We start from the raw sequence: 23,420 nt of genomic DNA on the forward strand, positions 1-23,420 counted from the left end.
AAGTGCGGGACTGTCGATGCCGAGATTGCTTCTGGCAAAGTTCGTCGCGAAAAGCATGCCCTCACACGCTTCGGCCCAAGCCTTCTTGAGTACGTCAGCCGATAGACCTCCCACCGTAAGAAAGCGAGATTGCCCCGTCGCAAACGCCATGAGATTCTTTAGATGCAGGCCCAGATCGAGATCGAATCCGGACTTCGCACATTCACTCTGAAAATCAAGGAATATCTGAAGAGAGTGCCGCCACTTTGCCGTGATCTGCGCCAAGGCCAGATCGGAACTCCGCAATTTTGCGCCGAGCGAGTTGACACGCACGAATATCTCTGTGACTTCTTCGTAGGACAACGTGCGCTCAAGCACGTCCATGCGATACAGGTATTTCCTGATCGCTCTCAGCTTTGCGAGGCGTTGACTGTATTTTTCGTAGCGGGGATCATCGAAGTCCGAGATGCCAGCTTGCTTGAGAAACGTCTTGTCACTCTCACTCTTGAAGACATCCGAGACTTTCACCCAATGCGGCATTTGCTCCAGTTTCCGCGTCGCCACAACGAACGTCATTTTGTTGAACCGCTTTTGCAGTTCGTCATCGGATGAGTCCACGTCCTCTTCAAGCAATTCTTCGTCTTCATCGCTATCCTCGTCGTCCGATCCATGCTCATCGACTTCGCTGATGATCGCAAGCTGCTCGGGATGTTCGAGGTTGAAGAGGATATCGATAGGACGGCGACGACCGCGCACCACGACCGGCGTTCCGCGGATGATCGCGGACAATGAGGTCAGCCGTTGCTGTCCGTCCAGCAGCAGACGAGTACTTTTGTAAGCACTCGAAGTCTGGCTGACGGCAAAGTCCTGTAAAGCGATCGTTTCATCGGTTTCCCACAGAAGGATTGCTCCCGAAGGATAGCCTCGATACAGCGAATCCAGCAGATCGCGCACACGCGTGGACCGCCAAACGTATTGGCGCTGCATTTCGGGCAAACGCAACTCCCCTCGCTCAATCATGGAAACGAGTTCTTCGACCGATGCTTCTGCTTTCGCCACTTTCCACTCCACCTGAAACTCGTGCAGCACCGCACTCATTGGCGGCGCACGAAAAAAAGCATGACCTACCTTCGTAGGTCATGCCATTCACTCACAAAGCTCGCGCCGAATTACTTGACGATCTGCCCGTTACGCGTCACGTCGATCGCCGACGCGCCGACATAAGTAGCGAGCACGCTGTCGCCCACCTTGAAGTTGTCCAGCGGAATGTCCTTCTGAACCTGCATGGTGACCACGCGCTTCGGACCGGCGAGCGTGACTTCACGCGTCTTCGCATCGATCTTCTGGATCACGGCGACCACTTGAACGCCCGACGTCTTGACGACCACGCCGCCCGATGCGGGTGCGGTGCTTTCCGAGGTCACGCGTGCTTCCGCGCCCTTCGGATCGACCTTGTCGGCCGACATCAGCAGCGCGCCGCGATACGCCATGTGCACTTCGTCACCGACCTTCAGCTTCTTGACATCGGCGATATTCGGATCGATGTCGATCACTACCGCGTTGCCCTTCGGGCCCGTCACTTCGACGCTGTTGGACTCGGTGAAGATGTGGGTGATCTTGCCGGTCATGTTGACGGCCACGCCCTCGCCAACGGCCTGAACCGCGCTGGCGGGTTGTTGCGTGGCTTCCGCCGATACGGCGAAGAGCATCGCGCCGGCGATGGCCGTTGCCGAGAGAACGCGGGCGAAGCGGGAAGTACGTTGTTGCATGTGATGCTCCAGACAAAGGTTCGGGCCACCGTGGCCCGAACAGAAACCGATATCGATGTAAGGCGAATGAATCCGCCAATTTATCGGTCGTCAGAGCACCTGAGCAAGGGCTGAGCGCCTGCAGTTTAGGCAGGTTTGAAACATTAAGTTGATGCGCGGCGTTCCCCGAGAAGGATTGACGAAAGACAACAATGCGACGTCGAATCTGACATTCAGCTTTCGGACCAATTCACAGACGACTCATGGAAAATTCTATATTTTCTTATTTCAGCAAGGCGTACTCTTAAGCGATTCCTGCCAAAAGCCACGGAGTCCAGTCGATGAGCACTGCCCTGCCCGCCTCACACGCTCCCGGACGCAACGCCGCGCTGACCATGTCCGGCAAGCGCGCCATTCTCGTATCGACCATCGGCAATGCGCTCGAATGGTTCGATTTCATGGTCTACGGCTTCTTCGCCGTGATCATCGCCAAGCTGTTTTTCCCGGCGACCAATCCGACCGTCTCGCTGCTTGCGACCTGGGCTACCTTCGGCGTCGGCTTTATGACGCGGCCGCTGGGCGGCATCGTGCTCGGCGCGGTGGCGGATCGCGTGGGGCGCAAGTCGGCGCTCACGCTCACCATCTCGCTGATGGCGGTCGGCATCGCGATCATCGCGTTTGCGCCGACTTACGAGGCGATCGGCATAGGCGCGCCTTTGCTGATGTTGCTCGGGCGCTTGATTCAGGGCTTTTCGGCGGGCGGCGAAGTGGGCTGCGCGACCGCGTTTCTGGTCGAATATGCGCCCGGCAACCGGCGCGGCTTCTTCGGCAGTTTTCAGATGGTCGCGCAGGCGGCGGCGAGTCTGGGCGGATCGCTGTTCGGCGCGGTGCTGACGCGCACGCTCAGTCCCGAGCATCTGAATAGCTGGGGCTGGCGCGTGCCGTTCGTGGTCGGGCTGATGATCGTGCCAGTCGGTTTGTATCTGCGATCGAAACTGGATGAGTCACCGGTGTTCGTGGAAAAGGCGGAGAAGAACGAATTAACCTCGCGCCCGATCCGCGATACCGCCACCAAGCACTGGATGTCCGTGCTCGCCGGTTTCGGCCTGACGATTTTCGGCACCATCGGCACATACATTTTCCTGCTGTATCTGCCGACGCACGCCACGCGCGTGCTGCATATGGCGCTGACCGACGGCCTCATCAGTTCGACCATCGGCGCGCTCGTGTATCTCGTGTGCTGCCCGATCTTCGGCACGCTGTCGGATCGTATCGGCCGCAAGAAGCTGATGATGACCGCGCTGATCCTCGCGCTGCTCACGGCCTATCCCATCTTCGCGATGCTCACCGCGCATCCCAGCCTGCCGATGCTGATCGTCAGTCAGGCGCTGTTGATGACGTGGCTTGGCATTTTCCAGGGCTGCTATCCCGCGTTCATTTCCGAGCTGCTGCCCTCGAGCGTCCGCTCCACCGGGATTTCGGTCAGCTACAACGTCGCGGTGATGATCTTCGGCGGCTTTGCGCCCGCCATCGTGCAATGGCTCACCATGACCACGGGCGACGCGCTTTCCATCTGCTATTACGTGATGTTCGGCTGCGTGGTCGCGCTGATCACGCTCATTCCGCTGCGCGACCGTTATAGTGAGGTGCTGCGCTAGCACGTAATCGAACGAAACGGATGATCGTTGAGGCTTAAGTCTGGATTAAGGAAGCACCCTTAGTCTGACACCTGACCGATCCACCCCTCCTTCTGGCCGCGCAAGCGGCCAATTTTTTGCCCGCGATTTTCAAGGGCACAGGCAGCCATCATGCAAATGATCGTGCGTCTTTTTCTGATTCTGGTCGCGCTCGTCGCGTTCGCGGGCGTCGGCGTGTTCCTGCTTTCGCTGTTCGCGCGCATCTTCATGCCGCACTGAATTTGCAGTGCCCGTTCGGGCACGTTTCCTGCGATCCAATCAAACCGCGACCGATGCGCTTAGCAGGATCGGTTGCGCGCGACTACACTCGTTTGAGTCATTCAGCCGAACGTCCTGCCGCCCGCGCGCAGACTGTTCGCACATCTCGTGTCCCCGGTCTCATCTCGTCGCATGTCATCGTCCTCGCGCGTGGCGCCGCTGTGCGGCCGCCGCGTCATTCCAGGAGAATGCTCGATGCAACACCCTGTCCCCCGATCGAATAAAACCCGGCGTGCGCCCGCGCGCGTGCAATCCGGGTCGCACGCTGTCACTCAACCCGTTGCCAAAACCAGCGACGACACAGCCAGTTTCACGCTCAAGGTCAACGGCCAATCGCATCAACTCAAGCTCGATCCGCGCACCACGCTGCTCGATGCCCTGCGCGAACATCTGCATCTCACGGGCACGAAAAAAGGCTGCGATCACGGCCAATGCGGCGCATGCACGGTGCATCTGAACGGACGCCGCGTGAACTCGTGCCTGTGCCTCGCCGCCGCCTGCGATGGCGATGAAGTCACCACCATCGAAGGAATCGGCGAAGTGGAAGCGCTGCATCCGTTGCAGGCCGCGTTCGTCGAATGCGATGGTTACCAGTGCGGCTACTGTACGTCCGGTCAGTTGATGTCGGCGATGGCGCTGCTCGACGAACCCATCGGCCCGAGCAATGCCGACGTGCGCGAAGCGATGAGCGGCAATCTGTGCCGCTGCGGTGCGTATCAGAACATCGTCGAGGCGATCCAGTCCGTGCGCAACTCACATAACGATAAAAAATAAGGAGCGCGCCATGAACCAGTTTCAGCTTTCACGCGCGCGCGATCTGAGCGACGCGATCCACGCCGGCGCGCTCGCGCATACAGCGCAACAGGGCGCGGAAGTGCGCTTTCTCGCGGGCGGCACCACGCTGCTCGATCTGATGAAGCTCGATGTCGAAAAGCCAATGCGCGTGGTCGATATCAGCCGTCTGCCGCTCGACAAGATCGAGGCGACGAAGGATGGCGGCGTGAGCATCGGCGCGACGGCGCGCAATGCGGATCTGGCCAATCATCCGCTTATTAAGGATAGCTATGCAGTGTTGTCGGAAGCGGTCTTAGCGGGTGCATCGGCACAACTGCGCAATATGGCGACAACCGCAGGCAATCTGCTGCAACGCACGCGCTGCGTCTATTTCCGCGATACCGCGTCGCCCTGCAACAAGCGCGAGCCCGGTAGCGGCTGCTCCGCGATGCAAGGCTTCAATCGCACGCAAGCCATTTTAGGCACCAGCGATTCGTGCATCGCCAGCAATCCGTCGGACATGAATGTGGCGCTCGCCGCGCTCGAAGCAACGATTCATTTCGAAGGCACACGCGGCAAACGCGCCGTGCCGATCGACGAGTTCTATCTCCTTCCCGGCGATACACCGGAGTGCGAAACCTTGCTCGAAGCGGGCGATCTGATTACGCACGTGAGCGTGCCTGCGCCGATGGAAGGTGCGCGTTCGTTATATCTGAAGTTGCGCGATCGGGCGTCGTATGAGTTTGCGCTGGCATCGGCAGGCGTGATCGTGGCGGTGAAAGATGGGCGCATTACTCATGCGCGCGTGGGACTCGGCGGCGTCGCGACCAAACCGTGGCGTTCGCGCGAAGCGGAGAAGGAACTGATGAACGCATCGCCCGATGAAGCGACGTTCAAACGCGCCGCCGATGCCGCCCTCGCCGATGCGAAACCGCAAACCGAGAACGGCTTCAAGATCGAACTCGCGCGCCGCTGCATATTGCATGCGCTCAAACAAGTGACCACGCACGCTTCATAAGGATGACGAACATGTCCACTGCGCCCGATATCAAGCCGTCGAAGTTTATCGGACGGCCGCAGTCGCGTATCGACGGTCCGCTGAAAGTGAGCGGCCGCGCGACTTATACATCCGACGTCGATCTGCCCGGCATGTTGTATGCCGTGCCGGTTTGCAGCACCATCGCGAGCGGCAAGATCACCTCGCTCGAATTCGCCGCCGCGCAAGCCATGCCCGGCGTCAAGCTGATTTTGCATCGCGGGAATATCGGCAAGCTGTATCGCATTCCGGGCAACTCGTTCGAAGACGGTTATGTCGATGAACAACGTCCGCCCTTCGAAGACGACATCATTCGCTATTACGGCCAGTATGTGGCGTGCGTGATCGCGGAAACGTTCGAAGCGGCCAGCGCCGCGGCGGCTGCGGTCAAAGTCAGCTACGAAGTGTCGGAGCATGATGTCAGCACCACGCTCGGCGTGCACGACGACCTCAAAGTCGCAAGCGAACGGGGCGATGCCGCAAACGCTTTCGAGCAAGCGCCCGTCAAAATCGACGAGTTGTATTCGACGCCCGTAGAAACGCACAATCCGATCGAACTGCACGCAACGGTCGCGCACTGGGACGGCGACAGTTATACGTTCTACGAAACGAGTCAGGCGATATCGAACCATCGCGGCACGCTCGTGCAGATGCTCGGCGTGCCAAAAGAGAAAGTGCGCGTGATTTCGCGTTATCTCGGCTCGGGCTTCGGCGGCAAGCTGTGGATGTGGCCGCATTCGCTGCTCGCGGGCATCGCGACGAAGCAGATGGAGCGGCCCGTGAAACTCGTCGTCAGCCGCAAGATGATGTTTCAGAACGTCGGGCATCGTCCGACGACAGAGCAACGCGTGCGGCTCGCGGCGAATGCCGACGGCAAGCTCGTGTCGCTGCGGCACGACTTTCTGAACCACTCCGCCATCGCCGATGATTATGCGGAAGACTGCGGCGAAGCCACGCCGTCGATGTACAGCACGAAGAATCTGCGCGTGACGGGCGGCACGGTCAAACGCAATGTCGGCTCGCCCACGTCAATGCGCGGTCCCGGCGCGGTGCCGGGTTTATTCGCGATCGAATCGGCCATGGATGAACTGGCGATCGCGCTGGAGATCGATCCGGTGCAACTTCGTTTGCTCAACGAACCAAAAGTCGATGAAAGCAGCGGACTGCCGTTTTCATCGCGTCATCTGGTCGAATGCCTGCAAACCGGCGCGGAAAAATTCGGCTGGTCGAAGCGCACGCCCGAAGTCGGATCGATGAAACGTGATGGTTTGACGCTTGGCTGGGGCGTCGGCGCATGCAGTTGGCCTGGGCTGCGTTTTTCGGCAGAAGCGAGCGTCGATCTGCGCGCGGACGGCACGGCGCGCGTGGCGTGCGGCACGCAGGATATCGGCACGGGCACGTACACGATCCTCGCGCAGTTGGTCGCGGAACATACGGGTATCGCGCTGGACAAGATCGAAGTCGGCCTCGGCGATACCGCATTGCCGATCGGCCCGATATCGGGTGGATCAGCGGCGACGGCATCCGTCATTCCCGCTGTCTCCGATGCGACGCGCGCGGCGGTCAAGATGTTGCTATCGCGTGCTGTGTCGGCGTTTGAAGGCGCGAAGGAGGAAGATTTGGCGATGACCTCAGGCTTCGTGCATCGCAAGCAGGACGCGCCTGAACGTGGCGTGCCGTACGCGCAGATACTCGAAGCGGCGAACATGCACGCGGCATCGGGCAGCGCGAGCGCCAAAGGCGGTTTCAACGATCCGCTCAAAAAGAAGTGGTCGATTCATTCGTACGGCGCGCATTTCGCTGAAGTGACGTGGGAGCCTGAAACGGCGCGTTTGCGCGTAAGCCGCGTGGTGACCGTGATCGATGGCGGCAAGATTCTGAACCCGCGCGCGGGCCGCAATCAGGTCGAAGGCGCGGTGATGATGGGCGTGGGCATGGCGCTGTTCGAACACACCACATACGACCCGCGCACCGGCGCGCCCATCAACAGCAATTTCGCCGATTACGTGATGGCCACACATGCCGATGCACCGAAGCTCGATGTGACCTTTCTCGATCATCCGGATACGGTTTTCAACGAGCTTGGCGCGAGAGGGATTGCGGAGATCGGACTGGCGGGTATTGCGGCGGCGATTACCGGCGCGGTGCATCATGCGACCGGGGTTAGAGTCAGGAAATTGCCGGTGATGATTGAGGATTTGTTGGGGTAGTTGGTCACGCTTCTTGAAGCAAAGCGACCCTCACTTTGGCGAAGCAACGCGCTGACGTGGGGGTCTTTTCATGCGCGAACGCTTTGCTAGAATGCATTGAAATGTTTCATGCGCTTGCACACGACAAGAATTTTCAGGTAGACCGAATGAAACCCTCCCTCGCCCTCGAAGCTCATCGCCACGATATTCGTCGGGTGGTCGAAGCGCATCGTGCAACCAATCCACGGATTTTCGGTTCAGTCGCGCGTGGTGAGGATACCGAGGAAAGCGACCTCGATTTGTTGATCGACTCCACGCCCGAAACGTCGCTGTTCGATATCGGTGCGATCCGTTATGAATTGCGTGAGTTGCTTGGAGTAAAGGTTGACGTGTTGACAGTCGGCTCTCTACCGGACCGCTCTCGCGATAGCATTCTTGCCAGCGCTATTCCGGTGTAGCCACAACGAGTCGATTCGTGTCGAAGCATTGATTGTGTAATCACTGCCGTACCAGCGCATGAGGCCGTGTGTCTGACCCCTCGCGCCCCGTCCCTCCCCCCATCCGCGCTACCATATCCCCCAGCCCGCTTTAACCCCAAACCCCTGTTAGCAGCAACAACAGCAAGCAACCTCAGCCGGAGTGCCCATGAACGACATGACCCAACAGCACGGCCTCAAGATCGCCACGAGTCTCGCCAGGTTCGTCGAGGAAGAAGCGATTCCCGGCACGGGCATCGAGAGCGCCGCCTTCTGGCAAGGCTTCGATGCGCTGGTGCATGATCTCGCGCCCAAGAATCGTGCGCTGCTCGCCGAGCGCGATCGTCTGCAGACGGAGCTGGATAACTGGCATCGCAGTAATCCCGGTCCGGTGCGCGATCTGCGTGCGTATCGCGCGTTTCTGGAAGGCATCGGTTATATCGTGCCCACGCCCGCGCAAGTGCGCGCCACGACCGCCAATGTCGATAGTGAAATCGCCCATCAGGCCGGTCCGCAACTGGTCGTGCCGCTGTCCAATCTGCGCTATGCGCTTAACGCCGCCAACGCGCGCTGGGGCAGCCTCTACGACGCGCTATACGGCACCGACGCCATCGACGAAAAAGACGGCGCGGAGCGTACCGCGCAGTTCAATCCGAAGCGCGGCGCGAAAGTGATCGCCTACGCGCGTGCCTTTCTCGATGACAACGCGCCGCTCGATCACGGCTCGCACGCGGATGCCACGAAATACAGCGTCGAACAAGGTCAGCTCGTCGTCACGCTGAAAAGCGGCAAGAGCGGTCTCGCCAATCCCGAGCAATTCACCGGTTATCAGGGCGACGCGAAAGAGCCGTCCGCCATTCTGCTCAAGCACAACGACCTGCACTTCGAGATTCAGATCGATGCCAACAGCGACATCGGCAAAACGGATGGCGCGCATGTGAAGGACGTGCTGATGGAAGCGGCGGTGAGCACGATCATCGACTGTGAAGATTCGGTCGCGGCCGTGGATGCCGCCGACAAGACGCAGCTTTATCGCAACTGGCTCGGGCTGATGCAGGGCCATCTGTCGGAACAGGTCACCAAGAACGGCAAGAGCTTTACGCGCAGCATGAATCCGGATCGCGAATACGCGTCGCCGGATGGCTCGAAGCAAGTGAAACTGCATGGGCGTTCGCTGCTGTTCATCCGCAATGTCGGCCATCTGATGACGAACCCCGCCGTGATCGATCGCGACGGAAACGAAATTCCCGAAGGCATTCTCGATGGCGTGATGACCACGCTCGGCGCACTGCACGATCTGAAAAACAAGATGAACTCGCGCACGGGTTCCATCTATATCGTCAAGCCGAAGCAGCATGGGCCGGCCGAAGTCGCGTTCTCGGACGAACTGTTTTCGCGGATCGAAGACTTGCTGAAGCTGCCGCGTAACACCATCAAAATGGGCATCATGGATGAGGAGCGCCGCACCAGCGTGAATCTGAAGGCGTGCATCGGCGCGGCGGCGGCGCGCGTGGCGTTTATCAACACGGGCTTTCTGGATCGCACCGGGGACGAGATGCATTCGTCGATGGAAGCCGGCCCGATGATGCGCAAGGGCGATATGAAGTCGTCCGCCTGGATTCAGGCATATGAGCGCAGCAACGTGCTGGTCGGCCTGAACACGGGCTTGCGTGGCCGCGCGCAAATCGGCAAGGGCATGTGGGCGATGCCCGACCTCATGCACGCAATGTTGGAGCAGAAGATCGGCCATCCGAAAGCGGGCGCGAATACCGCATGGGTGCCGTCACCAACCGCCGCCACGCTGCATGCGCTGCATTATCACAAGATCGATGTGCAACACGTTCAGGAAGAACTCGAAAGCGCCGATTACGACTCGCTGAAAAACGAATTGCTCGATGGCCTGCTGACCATTCCCGTGGTCGATAAACCGTCGTGGTCGGAAGAGGACATCAAGAACGAAATCGAGAATAACGCGCAGGGCATTCTTGGTTACGTGGTGCGCTGGGTCGATCAGGGCGTCGGTTGCTCGAAGGTGCCGGATATTCACGATGTCGGCCTGATGGAAGACCGCGCGACGCTGCGTATTTCAAGCCAGCATCTGGCGAACTGGCTGCGTCACGGCATCGTCACGGAAGAACAGGTGCGCAAGACGCTGGAGCGCATGGCGGCGGTCGTCGATAAGCAAAATGAAGGCGATGCGTCGTATCGCCCGATGGCGCCGTCGTTCGATGCCTCGCTTGCGTTCAAGGCGGCGTGCGCGCTCGTGTTCGAAGGACGCACGCAGCCGAGCGGCTATACGGAACCCTTGCTGCACAAGTTCCGTCTGGCGGCGAAGCAGTCCACCTAACGCGCTTTTAGAAAGCGCGGCGGCGGGTTATTCACTCATTGCTCCGACCAGAGCTTGCCCGCCGTCGCCCAGTTCTCGCGTTTCACATCGGTCAGAATGATATCGACCGAACCGGGTTCGCAGCCGAGCGTCTCGCACGTGGTGCGCGTGATCGCCTCGACGAACTTGCGCTTCTCGTCCACCGTGCGGCCTTCGAAAAGCTGGATGTTGAATGTCGGCATGTGCATGTTCTCCAATCAGAAGGTTTAATCTCGATACGACGGATCGATGCGGTCCAGCATGCGCAGCAGCGCAGGCCATTCCAGCGCGCCTTCGACCGCATCGTCATCGTGCAATTGAGCGGCGGTGCGCGTGACCACGTCCGGCGTCGGCACGATCATCTTGCTCACGCCCGCCAGCGCGCGAAGCTGAATATCACATGCCTTGACGAGCATATCCATCAGCACATAAGCCTCGGCAATCGTGCGCCCGAGCGTCAGCGGGCCGTGATTGCGCAACAGCATCGCGCGATGCGGCCCGAGGCTTTTGACGAGCCGCGCGCCTTCCGCAGGCGAAAACGCCAGGCCTTCGTAATCGTGATACGCGAGATGGCCGTGAAAGCGCATCGCGTGCTGCGACGCGGGCAGCAAACCGTGCGGCTGCGTCGATACGGCGATGGCTTCGCGCACATGCAGATGCATCACGCAGACGGCGTCATCGCGCGCGGCGTGCACCGCGCCATGCAGCGCGAAGCCGGTCGCGTTCACCGGATGCGCGCTGTCGCCGATCACGTTGCCATCGATATCGATCTTGACGAGATTGCTGGCGGTGATTTCATCGAACATCAAGCCGAACGGGTTGATCAGAAAGCGGCCCGGCTCGCCCGGCACGCTGGCGGAAATATGCGTGTAGACGACATCGTCCCAGCCGTTTTTGGCGATCAGCCGATACGCCGCCGCGAGATCGACGCGCGCCGCCTGCTCCGCCGCCGTGCGCGGCCCGCTTTCCGCGATACGCCGCTCAGGCGTGTGGGTGAACGACATGCGACTCTCCTTTTAAACGCGCGATACGCACGCGCCGGTCCGCCGCAATCACCGCCCACGACGCCAGCACGAACGGCGCGGTGAGCGCAGCAATACCGAGACAATCGATCGCGCGTTCGATCAACACGGCCAGCACGATCGCGACGAGCGCGTGGCGACGTCCGAGCGGCGCGGCGGCCAGCGCGGCCAGCGCGGCGTTGAAACCGCATGCGCCGGACAGCACGACGACATCGCTTGCGCCGCCGAGCGCATGAAGCAACGCGCCGAGCAGACTGCCGAACAGCGCCCAGCCCGCACGCGATGGCCGCGACGCCGCCAGCCCCAGCGCGATCAGCACGCCCGCCAGCGCGCCGGTCGCGAAAGTGATCGGCGCGAGACCGGCGAACGCGGCTTCGAACATCGGCAAGAGACCGGCGGCGACTTGCGGGATCGCGCCGGTATCGCCGCGATCGGCGAACAGCGGCAACCAGCACCAGGTCACGATGATCGCCGGAGCGGAGAACATCGGCAAGCCGAAGCGCGCGAGCTTCGGCGCGAGTTTGCCCGCGAGAAAGGTTGCGCCCATCGCCGCGACGATCGCGATGGCGGCGGCTTGCGAATCGTCACGAATGAAGGCGAAGGCGGCGAGCGCGGCGAGCGCGCCGTTGAACCCGTAGAGATCGTCGCGGAAGAACAGCGATTCCTCAGGCTCGATGATGTAGGCGATCACCTTGCCGACCAGCGTGCCGATCAGCAATCCGCACGCGAGACGCGGACTCGCGCAGGCGACGGCCAGCAACACGAGCGCGCCGGTCGCGGCATGCGGTTGCAGCACGATCTGCCCGATTGCGCGCGCAAAACTTTGGAGAGGATGATCGCCGGAACGGGCGTCGGAGGAAAAAGCGGAGGACATGCGAGGCGGCTCGTTGAGGGGAGCCGCCAGCATAGTGCAGCGGGCGCGCGCCGTGAACAGGCGCGCCGTATAGCGGGTATCTGAAAGCGCGTCCTAACGCCTTAAAAACCTCGGACGCGTGCTGCAAACAGTCAGTTGTACGCCATCGGAACCAGCGGCGTGGTGTCGCCGGTCGCCGTCGTGTAGTTCAGATCCGAACTGAGTTTGACGAGATACGTGACGTTATCGCGGAAATTCGGGTGCTTTTCCCACGTGATGTAGCTTGCATCCACGACAGCGGACAGCGTGAGCAGGGAAAACGCAATTTTTTCGAGCACTTCGTAGCGGCGGGCCATGATTTGTTCCTCAACTTTGAGAAACATTGTAACAGACTATAGGGTTTTCCCCTAAGGGTCTGTTGCAACGCCGCAAATCCGCCGCCATACTTGACGTTGCGCTCCGGCCCTTTCTTTTTACATCGATGCGTCGAGCATCGCCTCATAGTCTTCGGACGATGCCTCGCGCGGATTCGTCTTATGACTGTGATCCTTCAGCGCCCCAGCGATGATCCGTGGGAAAAGATCGCGCGTCACGCCGAGTTCCGTAAGCCCGCGCGGCAATCCGAGCGTCGCGGTCATCTGGCGCACGGCTTCGCCGACTTCATCGCCGGATTGCAGACCCATTGCCTGCGCGATGCGGTCGAGCTTGCCCTCCTCCTGCATCGACGGCGCGCTGCTGTTGAACGCGATCACCGCCGGCAAGAAAATGGCGTTGAGCGTGCCGTGATGCAGCTTCGGATTGATGCCGCCCAGCGAATGCGACAGGCTGTGCACGCAGCCCAGCCCCTTTTGAAACGCAAGCGCGCCCTGCATCGACGCGCTCATCATATTGAGCCGCGCCACGCGATCCGAACCGTCACGCGTCGCACGCTCGATATGCCGCCACGCGCGCCACAAACCGTCCAACGCGATGCCGTCGGCGGGCGCGTTGAACACCGGCGCCATGAACGTCTCCAGACAATGCGCGATGGCGTCCATGCCGGTCGCGGCGGTCAGCATGGGCGGCAGGCCGAGCGTGAGTTCGGGATCGCAGATGGCGACTTTCGGCACCACGTGCGGCGAGATCACGCCGACCTTGCGGCCATCGTCGAGAATCAGGATTGCGCCGCGCCCGACTTCGCTGCCGGTGCCCGCTGTCGTGGGAATCGCGATCACGGGCGCGGTTTTCGCGGTGATGCGCGCAAGGCCGCCTTCGATCACCGCGAAGCTCACCAGCGGTCCTTCGTGCGTCGCGCAGACGGCCACGCCCTTGGCCAGATCGATCGATGAACCGCCGCCCACGGCGATCACGCCATCGCACGCGTTCTCCTGAAACATGCCGACGGCTTCGCGCACGGCGGCTTCGTTCGGATTCGGCGGGGTGGCATCGAACACCGGCACGGGCGATGCAGCACCGAGCGCATCGAGTACGCGGTCGAGCAATCCCGCCGCGCGGATGCCCGCATCGGTCACGATCAGCGGACGGCGAATGCCGATGCGTTCGCATTCACCCGCGAGCAGGCGCAGCGCGCCGAAGTCGAATTGAATCTGCGTGATGTAATTGATGAGGGACATGGTGACGGTGACTTGACGAAAGGTTATAGGCGTGTCAACCCGAAGAGTATACGGCGCGCGGCGGTCACGCGATACTGACGGCTGTTGATACCGCTATAACTTTTCGTCAAGGCAGAAAACACGCACCATGACGCCCTCGCTCGATTCAATCATCTCGCGTCTGCACGTCAAGCAACTCAGGCTATTGATGGCGCTGGAAGAACGCGGCTCGCTGCTCGGCGCGGCGAAGCAGCTTGCGCTGACGCAGCCTGGCGCGAGCAAGGCGCTGCATGAAATCGAAACGACGTTCGGCACGCCGCTGTTCGTGCGCACCAATCGCGGTTTGGAACCGAATGCCGTGGGCCATTGTGTGATTCGATACGCGCGGCTGATTCACACAGATCTCGCGCATCTGCGTGAAGAACTCGCGGGTTTGATGCGCGGGCACGGCGGGCGCGTGTCGGTCGGCGTCATCATGGGCGCAGTGCCGCTCGTCACCGATGCGATAACCGCAATCGGCATGCGTCAGCCGGAGATGTCGGTGGAACTCGTCGAAGATACGAGCGCGAGTCTGCTCGCTCTGATCGATGCAGGCAGGCTTGATCTCGCGGTGTGTCGCACGAGCGTGAGTCAGACGCCGTATCTGTATGACAGCGTGATCGTGCAGGAAGAAACGCTGGCGGTGATCGCCAATACGCAGCATCCGCTGGCGCAACGCAAGCGCATTCGCCTCAAGGATCTCGCGCAGCATCGCTGGGTGGTTTATCGCGCGAACATGCCGATGCGTCTGTTGCTCGAACGCGAATTCCACGACGCGGGCCTGCGTTTCCCGACCAATCTGCTGGAAACGACTTCGGCCTTTGCGACGCTTGCGCTCTTGCAAAAGAATCCGTCGCTGGTTGCGCTCGTATCCGTCGATGTCGCGCGTTTTTGCACGGCGCACGGCATCGTGTGCAGCTTGCCGTTAACGCTCGCGTCGCGCAGCGAGCCATACGAACTCGTCACGCGACGCGATGCGCCACGTTCGCCCGGCGTCGAACTGATGATGCGGGCGATCGTGGAAGCATCGACGTGAATTAACGCATACCGCCGCTGGCGATCAGCGATTCGCCGGTCATCCAGCGTGCGTCATCGGAAGCGAGGAAAGTGGCAATAGCTGCTATATCGTCCGGTTGACCGAGACGGCCGAGCGGCGTTTGAGCGAGCGCCATGGCATCGAAATCTCCGCCGATCACGCCGGCCGCATGTGTGCCTTCGGTGACGACCACGCCCGGATTGATCGAATTGACGCGAATCTTGCGCGGGCCGAGTTCCTTGGCGAGCACGCCGGTGATGGCATCGACCGCGCCTTTGGTGCCGCTGTACACGGCAGTTGTCGGCGGCGTGATGCGGCTCACCACCGAACTCACGTTGATGATGCTCGCGCCTTCGCCCAGATGCTTGACCGCTGCTTGCGTGGTCAGCAACACGCCGAGCACGTTCACATTGAACTGCTTATGGAAATGTTCTTCGGTGACTTCTTCAATTGCGCCGAATTCGTAGATGCCCGAGTTATTGACCAGAATATCCAGCCGTCCGTACGTTTCGATCGCCGCATTCACGATACCTTGCGCATCCGCCGCTCTCGAGACATCGCCGCCCACCGCAATCGCACGGCCGTTCTTCGCGGTGATTTCAGCGACTACTGCATCCGCGCCCGCTTTGCTGCTTGCATAATTTACCACGACCGCCGCGCCTTCTGCGGCCAGCGCCTTCGCGATTCCCGCGCCAATTCCCTTCGATGCGCCCGTCACAACGGCGACTTTGCCCTGGAGCTTGCTCATGTTCGTTCCCTTCGATTTAGGTTTCACTGCGGAATCCGTCGGAGCGTTGTTTCGGTCCGACCGGTTGCGTGGTGACAATGTAGACAGGTCGATGGACTGGATAAAGTGGCATCGGACGAATTGATTGGCGGGATTTGATGAACAATGATGCGTCGTAAGCGTGTGCAGAATGCGCGTCACGCGCTCAAGTTTCCCCCGCGCCTGCCGTCATTCAAAGTGAAGTCCCTGATCCGAACGCTGCTCGGACCGCTTTCACTAAAATGGATCGACAAACCGAGGTCTACTCTCTGCCGCGCGGGCGCGTGGCGAACTGGCTGGCGCATGCGGGCAATGACATTCCCGAGCCGATCCGCGTCGCGCTGGTCGGCAGCCTGTTCGGCACGCTGCCGATTTTCGCGGGCGGCGTCTTCAATACCGTGCTCGTCGCATGGGTTCTGACGCGCCGTCACCCGACGCTCGCCTTTCATGTCTGGCTCGGGCTGGAAATCGCCGTGTGCCTGACGCGGCTGATCGTGCTCGTGATCGCGCGCCGCCGCGCCGTCGAAGGCAAAGCCACGCTCACGGATCTCTATGTGCTGCTCGCGCCGCTATGGGGCGCAACGGTCGGTTATGGCGCGCTCGTGAGCGTGCTGTCCGGCGACTGGGTTGCGGCCACGCTGTCGTTTCTGTCCGCCGCCGCGATGGTCGGCGGCATTTGCTTCCGCAATTTCGGCGCGCCGCGCCTGGTCGCGGTCATGATCTTTCTGTCGCTCGGGCCGTGCTGCATCGGCGCGCTGCTGGCCGGTGAACCCACGCTCTGGCTCACGCTGCTGCAAATCCCGTTCTATCTCTTTGCGATGAGCGCCGCCGCGTGGCGTTTAAACGGCATGCTCGTATCGACGATGAAAGCCGAGCAGGAAAACGACCGCCGCGCGCGTCACGACGAACTCACCGGCTTATTGAACCGCGCCGGCCTGTTCTCCGCGATGCGCTCACGCGATTCCGGCGTGTACACCGGCACCGCGCTGCTTTATCTCGATCTCGACGGCTTCAAGACCGTCAATGATGCTCACGGTCACAAAGTCGGCGACACGCTGCTTGCGCTGGTGGCGCACCGTCTGCGTGAACTCGCGGGCGACGGCTCGTATGTCGCGCGTCTGGGCGGCGATGAGTTCGTGATCGTCGCGCCGCCGCAAACTGATCCACACACACTCGCCGATGCCATCGTGCGCGAATTGGGCTTGCCGTTTCATATGAGCGGCCAACTCACGCTCAATATCGGCGCGAGCGTGGGCGTCGCCATGTTCGAATGCGATCTCGACGAACTCGACGGCGTATTGCGCGATGCCGACAACGCGCTTTATGAAGCCAAGCGCGCAGGCAAACGCCGTTGGGTTGCGGCAACTGCGCTCGTGTTTCGCGAAACGCCCGCGCCCGAGAGCCGTCCGCTTGCGGACGATGCGCTCGGGCTCGTCGCCTGATCCGACAACGCGCTTACGGATGCGCGTAGATCGCGCCCAGTCCCGGCACATCATTCTGATTCGAATTCGACGCCACCTGATGCACGCCTGATTGCGAGGCGCCGCTCACCACTGCGCCATATGCCGTGCTGTCGTTCGAATGGATGCGTGCAAGCGCAGCCTGGATGTTGGTGGGATATTGCGTTTCATCGCTCGACGGGTTGTAGCCGGCCTTTTCCAGTTGAACCAGTTCGGCACGCACTTGCGCACGCGTCACGCCTTCGGTCGATTGCGCGAAAGACAGAACGGGAGCAGCGACGAGTGCGGCAACAGCGAGCAGTTTGATGGCTTTCATGATGTTCTCCAGATGATCGGGTGGGTTGGCGCAGGCTTCGTATCAACCTTGCGTTGTATGTATTTAACCGCCCGGATGTATCTGGCTTGTTTGCGTTTCAGGCCTTTTATGCAAGCGAGTTTGTCGATATGAACCGCAGATACACTGCGATACAAAGGCGTGCCGCATCGACACGCCTTTCCTCTTACAGCTTCGTGACGTCCATCACCGCCTGTGCGAACGCCTTCGGCGCTTCCTGCGGCAAGTTATGTCCGATACCGCCATCGATGGTCCGATGTGCGTACTTGCCGGTGAATTTCTTCGCATACGCAGCGGGTTCGGGATGCGGCGCGCCGTTCGCATCGCCTTCCATGGTGATGGTCGGCACGGAGATGGACGGCCCTGTGGCGAGGCGCGCCTCGATCGCATCGAGCCTCGATTCGCCCTGCACCAGGCCGAGACGCCATCGATAATTGTGGATCACAACCGCCACATGATCCGGATTCCGAAACGATTCAGCAGAACGCGCGTAGGTGGCATCGTCGAATTGCCATTTGGGGGAAGCGAGTTTCCAGATCAGCTTGTTGAACGCGTCGCGATTTTCCGCATAACCCTGCGCGCCGCGTTCGGTGGCGAAGTAGTACTGATACCACCACTGCAATTCCGCCGATGGCGGCAGCGGCTTCTTGTTCGCCGCCTGACTGCCGATCAGATAGCCGCTCACGGACACCAGCCCTTTCGCACGCTCCGGATACAACGCGGCGATGACATCGGCGGTGCGCGCGCCCCAGTCGTATGCGCCGAACACGGCCTGATCGATCTTGAGCGCGTCCATCAGCGCGAGGATATCGACTGCGGTGACCGATTGCTGACCGTTGCGCGGCGTATCCGTCGATAAGAACCGCGTAGAGCCGTAGCCCCGCAAATAAGGCACGATTACGCGATATCCGGCATCGGCAAGAATCGGCGCGACGTCGATATAGCTATGGATATCGTAGGGCCAGCCGTGCAGCAACATCGCAACGGGGCCGTTCGCGGGACCGGCTTCTGCATAGCCGACATTGAGCACGCCGGCATCGATCTGCTTGATGTTTTTAAAAGTCGTTGATGAGGCCGATGACGTCGATTGCGCATGGGCAAGACCGCTCAGGCCGAGTTCAGCGAGACTCAGCCCGGCAAGCGTAGTGCCCAGAATGCGGCGGCGTCGATGGTTGACGGGATCATTCATGATCAGCTCTCCAAAGTTAAGTTTGATTGAGCCTCGATTTATAGCCGCGCCGAAGATGAGCTTCGTATCGCAATGTATCTGGCTTGGTAAGCGATACATTGCGATTCAAATTCTATCCATCCGGGAACAGATGTTGATGCAGAAAGTCCACAAATACGCGCACTTTCGGCGGCGTCATGCGCCCGGAAGGCCAGAGCGCGCGAAAGGGAATGTGGTCCGCGCAAAACTCGCGCAATACTGTCACGAGCGTGCCATCTGCAAGTTGCGTTCGGACCGCGAAATCAGGCACGCTCGTGAAACCAAGCGCTTGCTCGGCAAGCGCAATCAGGGGTTCGACCGCGCTGGCAATAGCCGTCGATGGCAGTTCGACTTCGAAGCGCGCGCCATCGCGTACGAAGCTCCAGCGACGCAAACGCCCCGTACGCGGAAACCGATGTTGCAAGCACGCGTGCGATGAAAGTTCTTCCGGCATGGCAGGCGTGCCCCGCTGCGCCAGATACGCAGGCGACGCGATGATCACGTGCGTGTAATGACCGAGCGTGCGCATGGTGAGTTGCGAATCGACGGCTTCGCCCGTGCGCAGCACGACATCGAAACCATCTTCGATCACATCCACCATGCGGTCGCTGAAGTCGATATCCAGTTGCACGTCGGGATACGTGCGCATGAACGCGGACAGCACCGGCATCAGCAAGGTGCCGACTAACGGAATGCTCACGCGCAATCTGCCCGCAGGCTTCTCGCGCGAAATGGCGAGTTCCGATTCCGCTTCCTCGATCTCGTTGATGATGCGCTGACAACGCGCCAGAAACAGCTCGCCCTCGGGCGTGAGACGCACACTGCGCGTGCTGCGATGAAACAGCCGCACGCCGAGTCGCGCCTCGAGCCGCGCCACCGCCTTGCCGATCGCCGATGCCGATAAGCCAAGCTGCCTGCCCGCCTCCGCAAAACTCAGCGTTTCCGCCGCGCGCGTGAAGATGATCATGCCGCTCATATGATCCATCGCGCCGCTGGCGCGCGCGGCGGGCTTTGCCATTGAATCGGATTTGGTCATCGTTCAAAGCCTCGTCGTCGGATCGACGCAGCTTAAACGTGCGCGCGATTGCGGACAAGTCTGTCCCGAGTGCTTCAACCCGCACACTGTTTTTCTCCTTCGACGCCGCGACTACAGTTTCGTCACGCAACGCATTCCGCATCGCTCAATCAAGGAGAATCAACATGTCCAGGCTCTTTTCCAACGTCAAGGTAGGTTCATACGAATTCGCGCATCGCGTGGTGATGGCGCCGCTGACGCGCATGCGTGCCGAAAACGGCGCACGTCCCGGCCCGCTGATGGCCGAATACTATGCGCAACGCACTTCGCCCGGTGCGTTGCTGATTGGTGAAGCGACCATCGCCGCACCGAATGGCAACGGTTATCTCGGCGCGCCCGGTCTGTATGACGACAGCCAGATCGACGGATGGAAGCGCGTGACGGATGCCGTTCACGCACGCGGCGGCAAGCTGTTTCTTCAGCTTTATCACGCGGGCCGCCAATCAAACGCGCAATTGCAGCCCGATGGCGGCCGTCCGGTCGGACCGTCGGAAGTGCTGCATGGCGGCGTCGCTTACACGGAAACGGGCTGGGTGCCGAACACGCCGAATCGTGCGCTGGAAACGCCTGAAATCGCGGCTATCGTGGAGAGTTTTCGTGAGGCTGCGCGGCGCGGTATCGACGCGGGTTTCGATGGCGTCGAACTGCATGCAGCGAACGGCTATCTGTTCGATCAGTTCCTTCAGGACGGCAGCAACAAGCGTACCGATGAATACGGCGGCTCGATCGCGAATCGCGCCCGTTTGTTACTCGATACTACCCGCGCCGTGATCGATGTATGGGGCGCGGACAAGGTCGCGGTGCGCCTGGGCCCGAGCGGTTCATGGGGCGACATGTCCGACAGCGATCCGCAAGCCCTCTTCACCTACGTCGCCGATGAACTCGACAAGCTCGGCATCGCGTATCTGCATCTGATCGAACCGCGCATTGCCGGTAACGTGGAGGACGATTCGCGCGATCAACGTCCGCTTGCCGCGCAATCGCTGCGTGCGCATTTTCATGGGCCGATTATCGCGGCGGGCGGTTTCGACGGCACCAGCGCCGAAGCCATCGTGCAATCGGGCGACGCCGATCTGGTTGCGTTCGGGCGGCACTTTATCGCCAATCCCGATTTGCCCGAACGCCTGCGCAAGCACTTGCCGCTCAACCCGTACGATCGCGCGACGTTCTTCGGCGGCACGGATATCGGCTATACGGACTATCCGTTCTATGCCGCCGCGACGCTTGCCGCATAACGCGAACGTGGCCTGTGCAAACCGAGGTTATCGCGCAGCGTGCGTCCCGCATATTCGCTGCGAAACAGGCCGCGCCGCCGCAATTCCGGCAATACCAGTTCGATGAAATCATGCAGCGAATCCGGCAGCAACGCGGGCATCACATTGAAGCCGTCCGCGCCGAAATTGACGAAGCGTTCTTCCAGCGCATCGGCGATTTGCGCGGGCGTGCCGACCACTTGCCAATGCCCGCGCGCGCCCGCGATCCGCATATAAAGCTGGCGTATCGTGAGGTTTTCGCGGCGCGCGAGATCGATCATCAGCGTCTGACGGCTCTTGCTCGCGTTGGTCTCGGGCAATTCGGGAATCGGTCCGTCGAGCGGATACGGCGATAAATCGATTCCACCGGTCAGCGATGAAACCATTGCCAGACCCACGACCGGATCGATCAGCGATTGCAGCTCATCGAATTTTTCCTTTGCTTCGGATTCCGTATGACCGACGATCGGCATGACGCCGGGCATGATCTTCAGTTCGTCCGGATGACGGCCATAACTGCGCATGCGGCCTTTGACATCGGCATAGAAAGCGACGGCATCGTCAAGCGTTTGCTGCGCGGTGAAGATCACTTCTGCTGTGCGCGCGGCGAGCGCACGGCCTGCATCGGATGATCCCGCCTGCACGATCACCGGATGCCCTTGCGGCGCGCGCGCCACGTTCAACGGACCGCGCACCTTGAAGAACTCACCACGATGATTCAGCGTATGCCGTTTCGATGGATCGAAGAAACGGCCGGATTCCTTGTCGCGCACGAACGCGTCTTCGTCCCACGAATCCCACAGGCCCGACACCACTTCGGCAAACTCGGCCGCGCGTTCGTAACGCCGCGCGTGTGCGTAATGTTCATCGAGATTGAAGTTGCGCGCCTCATGTTCGCTCGATGACGTCACCAGATTCCATCCCGCGCGCCCGCCGCTGATGTGATCGAGCGACGCGAACTTACGCGCGATGTGATACGGCTCGTTGAACGATGTCGATGCCGTGCCTACCAGTCCGATATGCTCCGTCACCGCCGCCAGCGCAGACAACAACGTTAGCGGCTCGAATTGCGCGACATAGCTATGCGCGGTGCGGCTCAGATACTCGGCATCGTCGCCGCGCGTGCCGGAGCCATCGGCGAGAAAAAGCAGGTCGAATTTCGCGGCTTCGGCGGCTTGCGCAAGCTGCGTGTAGTGACGGAAGTTGCTGCCTGCATCGGCAATGGCGTGCGGGTGACGCCACGCGGCGATATGGTGTCCTGTCGGATAAAGAAACGCGCCGAGCGCGAGATGTCCGCTTCGTTTGGTCATGGCTCGCTCAGTTGTACGCGACAGCAGCCGCCGCGCCTACAGGCGTGCCCTGAACCGCGACCGATTTCCGGCCATCGGGACCCACGGGCACATCGCCTACCAGCGTCGTGCGATAAAGCTGACGATCGAAATCCAGATCGAAGATATCCGTTGGTGCGAGATGCGCGGTCGCCCGGTTGTCCCAGAACGCGATGCTGCCCGCCTCCCACTTGAAGCGCACCGTGAACTCCGGCCGCACCACATGCTCCCACAGCAATTCGAGCAAGACCTGACTCTCGCGCGGCGCAAGACCGACGATATGTTTGAGAAAGCCCGGACTCACGTACAAAGCACGCTCGCCCGTTTCCGGATGCACACGCACGAGCGGATGCTCGCTCACCAGCGTATGCGTATCGACGGCTTTGGCGAAGGCATCGGTGCCGCTCGCGCCTTGCGGCGGCGCAAAGCGATGCACGCCGCGCAAACCATCGACGAAGGCGCGCAGCGGCGCGGATAACTTGCCGTAGGCGACGACGAGATTGGTCCACTGCGTATCGCCACCATAGGGCGGAATGTCCACGCCGCGCAGTATCGATGCATACGGCGGATTCACGGCAGCCGTTACATCCGTATGCCAGCCGGTCCACGGACGCTGCAACGTCTGCCCTTCGAAGCGCGTCGCCTTGCGAAATTTGGAGATCGAATAAATCTCGGGATGCCCTTCCACATGTCCGAATACCGGATGCCCGACCGTCAACTCACCGAATTGCGCGGAGAAGGCGACATGCTGTTCGTGACTAAAGAATTGTTCGCGAAAGAACACCACGCGCCATTGCAACAGCGCTTTTTTGATGACGTCGATCTGCGAGCGGCTCAAAGGCCGCGTGAGATCCACGCCGCTGATTTCCGCGCCGATATGCGCCGAGAGCGGACTGACTTCGATTTCTGCTGCGCTTGCTTCACGGTCGATAA

22 protein-coding genes are annotated in these 23,420 nt (G+C 60.8%); 9 read left to right on the top strand and 13 right to left on the bottom strand.

The features are described 5' to 3' along the window. Both P7F28_RS09895 and P7F28_RS09900 read right to left on the bottom strand, forming a co-directional pair. A partial coding sequence (locus P7F28_RS09895; RefSeq protein ID WP_277184313.1) for a DUF262 domain-containing protein occupies positions 1-1,077 on the bottom strand: 1,077 nt, incomplete at its 3' end. A 71-nt stretch (positions 1,078-1,148) separates the two neighbouring features. Beyond that, positions 1,149-1,748, bottom strand: coding sequence for a hypothetical protein (locus P7F28_RS09900; protein WP_277184315.1), 600 nt, complete (start codon positions 1,746-1,748; stop codon positions 1,149-1,151). Between the two features lie 320 nt (positions 1,749-2,068). Between P7F28_RS09900 and P7F28_RS09905 the strand changes: the two genes are divergently transcribed. From P7F28_RS09905 to P7F28_RS09930, 6 genes are all read left to right on the top strand, one after another. After that, a complete protein-coding gene (locus P7F28_RS09905) occupies positions 2,069-3,385 on the top strand; it encodes an MFS transporter (RefSeq protein ID WP_277184316.1) in 1,317 nt (438 codons plus the stop codon). Positions 3,386-3,877: 492 nt separating this feature from the next. Next, the gene (locus tag P7F28_RS09910) at positions 3,878-4,456 is read left to right on the top strand and encodes a (2Fe-2S)-binding protein (protein ID WP_277184317.1); all 579 of its coding nucleotides are present in this window, start codon (positions 3,878-3,880) and stop codon (positions 4,454-4,456) included. A 10-nt stretch (positions 4,457-4,466) separates the two neighbouring features. Continuing rightward, complete coding sequence (locus P7F28_RS09915) at positions 4,467-5,474, top strand: xanthine dehydrogenase family protein subunit M (protein WP_277184318.1); 1,008 nt, start codon at positions 4,467-4,469, stop codon at positions 5,472-5,474. 11 nt (positions 5,475-5,485) lie between these two features. Next, positions 5,486-7,702 carry a xanthine dehydrogenase family protein molybdopterin-binding subunit gene (locus P7F28_RS09920; RefSeq protein WP_277184319.1) on the top strand — a complete coding sequence of 739 codons (2,217 nt, stop codon included), beginning with the start codon at positions 5,486-5,488 and terminating at the stop codon, positions 7,700-7,702. Positions 7,703-7,848: 146 nt separating this feature from the next. Further along, entirely contained in the window at positions 7,849-8,139 is a 291-nt protein-coding gene (locus tag P7F28_RS09925; protein WP_277184320.1) for a nucleotidyltransferase family protein, read from the top strand. Positions 8,140-8,326: 187 nt separating this feature from the next. Further along, the gene (locus P7F28_RS09930; RefSeq protein ID WP_277184321.1) at positions 8,327-10,504 is read left to right on the top strand and encodes a malate synthase G; all 2,178 of its coding nucleotides are present in this window, start codon (positions 8,327-8,329) and stop codon (positions 10,502-10,504) included. Positions 10,505-10,539: 35 nt separating this feature from the next. On the opposite strand, the gene P7F28_RS09935 is transcribed toward P7F28_RS09930, so the two are convergent. The 5 genes from P7F28_RS09935 to P7F28_RS09955 all read right to left on the bottom strand — a co-directional run bounded on the left by P7F28_RS09935 (position 10,540) and on the right by P7F28_RS09955 (position 14,010). Next, positions 10,540-10,725 carry a 4-oxalocrotonate tautomerase gene (locus tag P7F28_RS09935; RefSeq protein ID WP_277184322.1) on the bottom strand — a complete coding sequence of 62 codons (186 nt, stop codon included), beginning with the start codon at positions 10,723-10,725 and terminating at the stop codon, positions 10,540-10,542. 24 nt (positions 10,726-10,749) lie between these two features. Next, positions 10,750-11,526 (bottom strand): class II aldolase/adducin family protein, encoded by a 777-nt coding sequence (locus P7F28_RS09940; protein ID WP_277184323.1) that lies wholly within the window; start codon positions 11,524-11,526, stop codon positions 10,750-10,752. Beyond that, entirely contained in the window at positions 11,504-12,418 is a 915-nt protein-coding gene (locus P7F28_RS09945) for an urea transporter (protein ID WP_277184324.1), read from the bottom strand. Before P7F28_RS09945 ends, P7F28_RS09940 begins: the two co-directional genes overlap by 23 nt. A gap of 131 nt (positions 12,419-12,549) precedes the next feature. Beyond that, positions 12,550-12,753 carry a hypothetical protein gene (locus P7F28_RS09950; RefSeq protein WP_277184325.1) on the bottom strand — a complete coding sequence of 68 codons (204 nt, stop codon included), beginning with the start codon at positions 12,751-12,753 and terminating at the stop codon, positions 12,550-12,552. Positions 12,754-12,870: 117 nt separating this feature from the next. Further along, positions 12,871-14,010 (bottom strand): iron-containing alcohol dehydrogenase, encoded by a 1,140-nt coding sequence (locus tag P7F28_RS09955; RefSeq protein ID WP_277184326.1) that lies wholly within the window; start codon positions 14,008-14,010, stop codon positions 12,871-12,873. A gap of 127 nt (positions 14,011-14,137) precedes the next feature. Here P7F28_RS09955 and P7F28_RS09960 point away from each other — a divergent pair, with 127 nt between their 5' ends. Then, positions 14,138-15,064 carry a LysR family transcriptional regulator gene (locus P7F28_RS09960; RefSeq protein WP_277184327.1) on the top strand — a complete coding sequence of 309 codons (927 nt, stop codon included), beginning with the start codon at positions 14,138-14,140 and terminating at the stop codon, positions 15,062-15,064. Between the two features lies 1 nt (position 15,065). Here the strand turns inward: P7F28_RS09960 and P7F28_RS09965 are convergent, their stop codons facing one another. Further along, positions 15,066-15,812, bottom strand: a complete 747-nt coding sequence (locus P7F28_RS09965; RefSeq protein WP_277184328.1) for a glucose 1-dehydrogenase — start codon at positions 15,810-15,812, stop codon at positions 15,066-15,068. 260 nt (positions 15,813-16,072) lie between these two features. On the opposite strand from P7F28_RS09965, the gene P7F28_RS09970 reads away from it, so the two are divergent. Beyond that, on the top strand, positions 16,073-17,272 hold the full coding sequence (locus tag P7F28_RS09970) for a GGDEF domain-containing protein (RefSeq protein ID WP_277184329.1): 1,200 nt from the start codon (positions 16,073-16,075) through the stop codon (positions 17,270-17,272). Between the two features lie 13 nt (positions 17,273-17,285). Here the strand turns inward: P7F28_RS09970 and P7F28_RS09975 are convergent, their stop codons facing one another. From P7F28_RS09975 to P7F28_RS09985, 3 genes are all read right to left on the bottom strand, one after another. Then, positions 17,286-17,606, bottom strand: a complete 321-nt coding sequence (locus tag P7F28_RS09975; protein WP_277184330.1) for a DUF4148 domain-containing protein — start codon at positions 17,604-17,606, stop codon at positions 17,286-17,288. A gap of 184 nt (positions 17,607-17,790) precedes the next feature. Beyond that, on the bottom strand, positions 17,791-18,813 hold the full coding sequence (locus tag P7F28_RS09980) for an alpha/beta fold hydrolase (protein ID WP_277184331.1): 1,023 nt from the start codon (positions 18,811-18,813) through the stop codon (positions 17,791-17,793). A gap of 112 nt (positions 18,814-18,925) precedes the next feature. Continuing rightward, positions 18,926-19,816, bottom strand: coding sequence for a LysR family transcriptional regulator (locus tag P7F28_RS09985; protein WP_277184356.1), 891 nt, complete (start codon positions 19,814-19,816; stop codon positions 18,926-18,928). Between the two features lie 215 nt (positions 19,817-20,031). Here P7F28_RS09985 and P7F28_RS09990 point away from each other — a divergent pair, with 215 nt between their 5' ends. Next, positions 20,032-21,141 (top strand): alkene reductase, encoded by a 1,110-nt coding sequence (locus P7F28_RS09990; RefSeq protein ID WP_277184332.1) that lies wholly within the window; start codon positions 20,032-20,034, stop codon positions 21,139-21,141. Here P7F28_RS09990 and P7F28_RS09995 read toward each other — a convergent pair. Both P7F28_RS09995 and P7F28_RS10000 read right to left on the bottom strand, forming a co-directional pair. Beyond that, positions 21,114-22,469: an LLM class flavin-dependent oxidoreductase gene (locus tag P7F28_RS09995; protein WP_277184333.1), complete on the bottom strand. Its 1,356-nt coding sequence runs from the start codon at positions 22,467-22,469 to the stop codon at positions 21,114-21,116. The two genes, P7F28_RS09990 and P7F28_RS09995, sit on opposite strands and share 28 nt — an antisense overlap. A 7-nt stretch (positions 22,470-22,476) precedes the next feature. Further along, a complete protein-coding gene (locus tag P7F28_RS10000; RefSeq protein WP_370467286.1) occupies positions 22,477-23,418 on the bottom strand; it encodes a TauD/TfdA dioxygenase family protein in 942 nt (313 codons plus the stop codon). Positions 23,419-23,420: the final 2 nt, after the last annotated feature.

Origin of the sequence: Caballeronia sp. BR00000012568055 (genome assembly GCF_029439455.1) — a bacterium.
GTDB lineage: Bacteria > Pseudomonadota > Gammaproteobacteria > Burkholderiales > Burkholderiaceae > Caballeronia.

Bases quoted from the DNA above. Each gene is read 5' to 3' on its own strand.
- P7F28_RS09935 (WP_277184322.1), bottom strand. From the start codon at position 10,725: ATGCCGACATTCAACATCCAGCTTTTCGAAGGCCGCACGGTGGACGAG.
- P7F28_RS09930 (WP_277184321.1), top strand. From the start codon at position 8,327: ATGAACGACATGACCCAACAGCACGGCCTCAAGATCGCCACGAGTCTC.
- P7F28_RS09980 (WP_277184331.1), bottom strand. From the start codon at position 18,813: ATGAATGATCCCGTCAACCATCGACGCCGCCGCATTCTGGGCACTACG.
- P7F28_RS09985 (WP_277184356.1), bottom strand. From the start codon at position 19,816: ATGGATCATATGAGCGGCATGATCATCTTCACGCGCGCGGCGGAAACG.
- P7F28_RS09990 (WP_277184332.1), top strand. From the start codon at position 20,032: ATGTCCAGGCTCTTTTCCAACGTCAAGGTAGGTTCATACGAATTCGCG.
- P7F28_RS09925 (WP_277184320.1), top strand. From the start codon at position 7,849: ATGAAACCCTCCCTCGCCCTCGAAGCTCATCGCCACGATATTCGTCGG.
- P7F28_RS09920 (WP_277184319.1), top strand. From the start codon at position 5,486: ATGTCCACTGCGCCCGATATCAAGCCGTCGAAGTTTATCGGACGGCCG.
- P7F28_RS09970 (WP_277184329.1), top strand. From the start codon at position 16,073: ATGGATCGACAAACCGAGGTCTACTCTCTGCCGCGCGGGCGCGTGGCG.
- P7F28_RS09945 (WP_277184324.1), bottom strand. From the start codon at position 12,418: ATGTCCTCCGCTTTTTCCTCCGACGCCCGTTCCGGCGATCATCCTCTC.
- P7F28_RS09900 (WP_277184315.1), bottom strand. From the start codon at position 1,748: ATGCAACAACGTACTTCCCGCTTCGCCCGCGTTCTCTCGGCAACGGCC.
- P7F28_RS09950 (WP_277184325.1), bottom strand. From the start codon at position 12,753: ATGGCCCGCCGCTACGAAGTGCTCGAAAAAATTGCGTTTTCCCTGCTC.
- P7F28_RS09955 (WP_277184326.1), bottom strand. From the start codon at position 14,010: ATGTCCCTCATCAATTACATCACGCAGATTCAATTCGACTTCGGCGCG.
- P7F28_RS09905 (WP_277184316.1), top strand. From the start codon at position 2,069: ATGAGCACTGCCCTGCCCGCCTCACACGCTCCCGGACGCAACGCCGCG.
- P7F28_RS09995 (WP_277184333.1), bottom strand. From the start codon at position 22,469: ATGACCAAACGAAGCGGACATCTCGCGCTCGGCGCGTTTCTTTATCCG.
- P7F28_RS09915 (WP_277184318.1), top strand. From the start codon at position 4,467: ATGAACCAGTTTCAGCTTTCACGCGCGCGCGATCTGAGCGACGCGATC.
- P7F28_RS09965 (WP_277184328.1), bottom strand. From the start codon at position 15,812: ATGAGCAAGCTCCAGGGCAAAGTCGCCGTTGTGACGGGCGCATCGAAG.
- P7F28_RS09960 (WP_277184327.1), top strand. From the start codon at position 14,138: ATGACGCCCTCGCTCGATTCAATCATCTCGCGTCTGCACGTCAAGCAA.
- P7F28_RS09940 (WP_277184323.1), bottom strand. From the start codon at position 11,526: ATGTCGTTCACCCACACGCCTGAGCGGCGTATCGCGGAAAGCGGGCCG.
- P7F28_RS09975 (WP_277184330.1), bottom strand. From the start codon at position 17,606: ATGAAAGCCATCAAACTGCTCGCTGTTGCCGCACTCGTCGCTGCTCCC.
- P7F28_RS09910 (WP_277184317.1), top strand. From the start codon at position 3,878: ATGCAACACCCTGTCCCCCGATCGAATAAAACCCGGCGTGCGCCCGCG.